General features: G+C 70.8%; 2 protein-coding genes. Both read left to right on the forward strand.

Annotated elements, in window-relative coordinates; translation table 11 throughout:
- Positions 1-168: 168 nt before the first annotated feature.
- A complete protein-coding gene (locus tag ABF821_RS13570; RefSeq protein ID WP_415530365.1) occupies positions 169-1434 on the forward strand; it encodes a cytosine permease in 1266 nt (421 codons plus the stop codon).
- An 81-nt stretch (positions 1435-1515) separates the two neighbouring features.
- Positions 1516-4798 (forward strand): ATP-dependent helicase (locus tag ABF821_RS13575; RefSeq protein ID WP_415530366.1); only part of this gene is annotated, 3283 nt, incomplete at its 3' end.

Raw genomic sequence — 4798 nt, forward strand, 5'->3', positions numbered from 1 at the left:
GGGGGTCCCGCTCGGGGGCGCCCCCGGGTTGGGGGGGGGGGTCTACAGATCCCCCTTTGTGAGCCCCCGGGGGGGGGGGGGGGCCCCCCCCCCCCCCCCCCCCGGCTTTCGATGCTGTCTGGCAGGCCGACCTTTCAAACAGCCTCTTTCTTCATGCAGGAGACGCGCATGCACGCGACGCACGACGAACATACCGCCAACGCCGTGCCCGAGGCCGAACGCGGCTCGGCATGGCGGATCTTCTTCATCGTCGCGGGTACGCAATGCGGCCTGCCCGGCTTCGTCCTCTCCGCGCGCATCCTCTCGGCCCTCGGCCTTCATGACGGCATCGCCGCGATCATCGCCAGCGCCCTGATGACGGCGCTTCTGGCCGCCTTCACCTCCTGGCTCGGCGCCGCCACGGGCATGAGCCTCTCCCTTCTGAGCACACGCATCTTCGGCCCTTACGGCGCCGTCATTGTCCGAACGGTCATCGGCGTCTCGCTGGTCGGATGGTTCGGGGCCACGATCGGGCTGCTGGGCAGCACGGCCGCGCCCGCGCTCAGCGAGCAGTTCCATCTGCACATCTCCCCGCATCTGGTCTCGGCCCTCGCCGGCATCGGCATCGTCATCGGCACCTGCATGGGGGCGCGTGGTCTCGAACGGATCGGCCAGATCGTCATTCCCGTCGTGGCACTCGGGCTGATCGCCGGCATCGCGCGAACATGGCATGCCCTGCCGGCCGCCGCCCTGCACGGCGGCACCCACGCCCTGACCTTCGGAGGGGCCGTCTCGGCGATGATCGGCTCCTACGTCGTCGGCATCATCATCCAGCCCGATTACAGCCGCTTCGTGCGGTCGCCGAATGCCGCCGCCGGCGCCGTCGTGGCCGCGCTGGCACTGGCCTATCCGGTCATCATGATCGCATCGGGCATCCCATCCCTGGCTCTGGGGCGGCCCGACCTCGTCTCCGCCCTCGTCGCGCTGGGCTTCGGCATCCCCGCGCTGCTGGTGCTGGTTCTCAGCGCATGGATCGACGCCTCGGCCTGCCTGTATTCGGGCAGCCTCGCCCTGGCAAACCTGCTCCAGGGCCGCCGCCTGTGGCCCTATGTGCTCGGCAGCGGCATCGTCGGCGGCATTCTGGAGCTTGGGGGCCTGACCGATGCCTATGTGCGCTTCCTGCTCCTGCTCGGCATCGTCCTGCCCCCGATCGCCGCCATCCTGATCGTGGACACCCTGATCGGCCTCCCGGCCAATGCCGGGCGGCCGGCGGCGGGCAGGCAGCATGTCGCGATCCTGGCCTGGATATGCGGCGGCATCGCCGGCGCCCTGTCCGAATGCGGCATGACGAGCCTGACGGCCATTCCCACCTTCGACGGGCTGCTGGTCTCGGCCTGCATCATGACGGTCGCCAGCCTGTACGGGCGTCTCACCGCATCCGATCCGGCCATCTGACCGCACGGCATCCCGCCCCCTTGGACGTCCGGAGGACAAAGGCCTATCGTCGGCAGGCAGACGAAACCGCGCCACGGAATAATGCCGCCGACCACCCCTCCGACCACCGACCCGCTGGCCGGGTTCACCCAGGCGACCCGCGCATGGTTCACCACCGCGTTCGCGTCGCCCACACCGGTACAGGCCGCAGCCTGGGCCGCCATCGGTGCCGGCGAGAACGCACTGGTCATCGCGCCCACCGGCTCCGGCAAGACCCTGGCCGCCTTCCTGCACGCGATCGACCGCCTGTTCCGCGAGCGCGAGCCAGACGCCACCAACACCCCGCCCGACACGAAACCGGCCACACGCATCCTCTATATTTCGCCGATCAAGGCGCTCGGCGCCGACGTGCAGCGCAACCTCCGCCTCCCGCTCCACGGCGTCGAGGCGGAACGCACGCGGCGCGGCGACCCACCGGTCGCCCTCACGGTCGGCATGCGCACCGGCGACACACCGGCGACCGAACGCGCCGCCCTGCTGCGCCGCCCGCCCGACATCCTCATCACCACCCCGGAATCGCTCTATTTGATGCTCACGTCGAAAGCACGCGAGACATTACGGGGCGTGCAGGCGGTCATCCTCGACGAGGTCCACGCCGTGGCCGCCACCAAACGCGGCGCACACCTGGCCCTGAGCCTGGAACGGCTGGACGGCCTGCTGCCCACACCCGCGCAGCGGATCGGCCTGTCCGCGACCGTACGCCCGGCCGACCGGGTGGCGCAGTTCCTGGGCGGCGCCCACCCGGTCACCATCGTCAATCCCCCCGCCAGCCGCCGGCTCGACCTCACGATCGTGGTGCCGGTCGAGGACATGAGCAACCTCGCGGCCGCCGGCCAGCCCGGCGACGGGGACCGCAGCACACGAGCCGGCTCCATCTGGCCACATGTCGAGGCCAGCATTCTCGAAAGGGTCCTGAGCCAGAGCGCGACGATCGTCTTCACCAATTCACGCGGCCTGGCCGAAAAGCTGACGGCCCGCCTCAACGACCTCTACGCCGAACGCGTCACGCAAGACGCGCCGGACACCGGGCCACCCGTCCATTACGCCTCGGTCACCGGCAGCACGGAGAAGCGCACAACGGGCGCACCGCCGCTGATCGCGCGCGCGCACCACGGCTCGGTCTCCAAGGACCAGCGCCGCGAGATCGAAACCGCCCTCAAATCCGGCGACCTGCGTTGCGTCGTCGCAACATCGAGCCTGGAACTGGGCATCGACATGGGGCTGGTCGATCTGGTGATCCAGGTCGCAGCCCCGCCCTCGGTGGCCAGCGGCCTGCAACGGGTCGGCCGCGCCGGCCACCAGGTCGGCGGCGCCTCGGCGGGTCTGGTCTACCCCCGCACCCGACGCGATCTGGTCGATGCGACAGTCACGGTCACCGCCATGCGCGCCGGCCGCATCGAGGCGATCGACCCACCCCGCAACCCGCTCGATATCCTGGCCCAGCAGACGGTGGCGGCCGTCGCCGTCGCGCCGCTCCAGGTCGAGGCCTGGTACGCAACGGTGCGCCGCGCCGCCCCGTTCGCCACCCTCCCCCGCAGCGCGTTCGACGCCACGCTGGACATGCTGGCCGGCCGCTACCCCTCCGACGATTTCGCCAATTTCCGCCCCCGCCTGGTCTGGAACCGCGAAACCGGGCTCCTGACCCCGCGCCCCGGCGCCCTGCACCTTGCCGTCACCAGCGGCGGCACCATCCCCGACCGGGGCAGTTTCACCGTCGTCCTGCCCGAAGGCGAGGAGCGCGCCGGCTCACGCCGCGTCGGCGAACTCGACGAGGAAATGGTCTACGAATCCCGGGTCAACGACATCATCACCCTGGGCACCACCTCCTGGCGCATCGAGCAGATCACCAACGACCAGGTCATCGTAACGCCCGCACCGGGCCGCTCCGCCCGCCTGCCGTTCTGGCACGGCGACGGCCTACGGCGCCCCGCCGAACTGGGCGAGGCGATCGGCACCTTCCTGGCCACACTCGATGCCGACACGCGCGACAAGGCCGAAGCCCGCCTGCGGGCATCCGGCCTCGACACGAACGCCACCACCAACCTCCTGGCGCTGCTCGACGCCCAGCGCACGGCAACCGGAATCCTGCCGACCGACCGCACCCTGGTGGTCGAACGCTGCCGCGACGAAACCGGCGACTGGCGGGTCATCCTGCACAGCCCCTACGGCCGCCGCGTGCACGACCCATGGGCACTGGCCATCGCGGCGCGGGTGCGCCGCCGGTTCGGCATCGACCCGTCGGTGGTGGCCAGCGACGACGGCATCGTCGCCCGCCTGCCCGACACCGCCGGACAGGTACCGGGCGCGGACCTCTTCCTCTTCGACCCGGAAAAACTCCGTGGCATCGTCACCGACGCCGTGGGCGGCTCGGCCCTGTTCGCCGCCCGCTTCCGCGAATGCGCCGCCCGCGCGCTGCTGCTGCCACGCCGCACCCCCGGCCACCGCTCCCCCCTGTGGCAACAGCGGCTGCGCGCCGGCCAGTTGCTGGAAATCGTGCGCGACCATCCCGATTTCCCGATCCTGATCGAAACCGCCCGCGAATGCCTGCGCGACGTGTACGACCTCGCCGCCCTCGACAGCCTGGCCCGCCGCCTCGCCGACGGCACAGTCCAGATCGTCGAGGTCACCACCGAGATCCCCTCGCCCTTCGCGGCGGACCTGCTGTTCGGCTACGTCGCGGAATTCATGTATGCGACGGACGCACCGATCGCCGAACGCCGCGCCTCGGTCCTGTCGCTGGATAGCGGCCTGCTGGCCGACCTTCTCGGCGAAGTCGATCTCGGCACCCTGCTCGATCCCTCGATCACCGAGCAGGTCGAACGGGAATTGCAGCGCCTGACCCCAGCCTACCGCGCAAAGGGGCAGGAAGGCGTTGCCGACCTGCTGCGCGAACTTGGCCCGTTATCGGCACAGGAGGTCGCGCAACGCCTCGCGGAAGGCGACACGGAAGGCAACGCCGAAACCAGCCTCGCCGCCCTCGCCGCCGACCACCGGATCATCGCCATAACGATCGCCGGCCAGCCACGCTGGGCCGCCATCGAGGACGCCGCCCGCCTGCGCGACGCGCTGGGGGTCACCCTCCCGCCCAAGCTGCCCGACATCTTCCTCGCGCCCACCGCCGATCCACTCCGCGACCTGATCGCCCGCCATGCCCGCACCCATGGCCCCTTCACGACGCACGCGCTCGCCCTCCGGTTCGGCCTCGGCGTCTCGGTCGCCGACGCGGCGCTGGACCGGCTGCGCGACCAGGGCAAGCTGCTCAAGGGCAATTTCGGCGTCGAACGCCGGCTGGAAGCACAGGACGAAACCCCACCCACCCCCAACC

The organism is Gluconacetobacter sp. (assembly GCF_047721585.1).
GTDB classification, from domain to species: Bacteria; Pseudomonadota; Alphaproteobacteria; order Acetobacterales; family Acetobacteraceae; genus Gluconacetobacter; species Gluconacetobacter dulcium.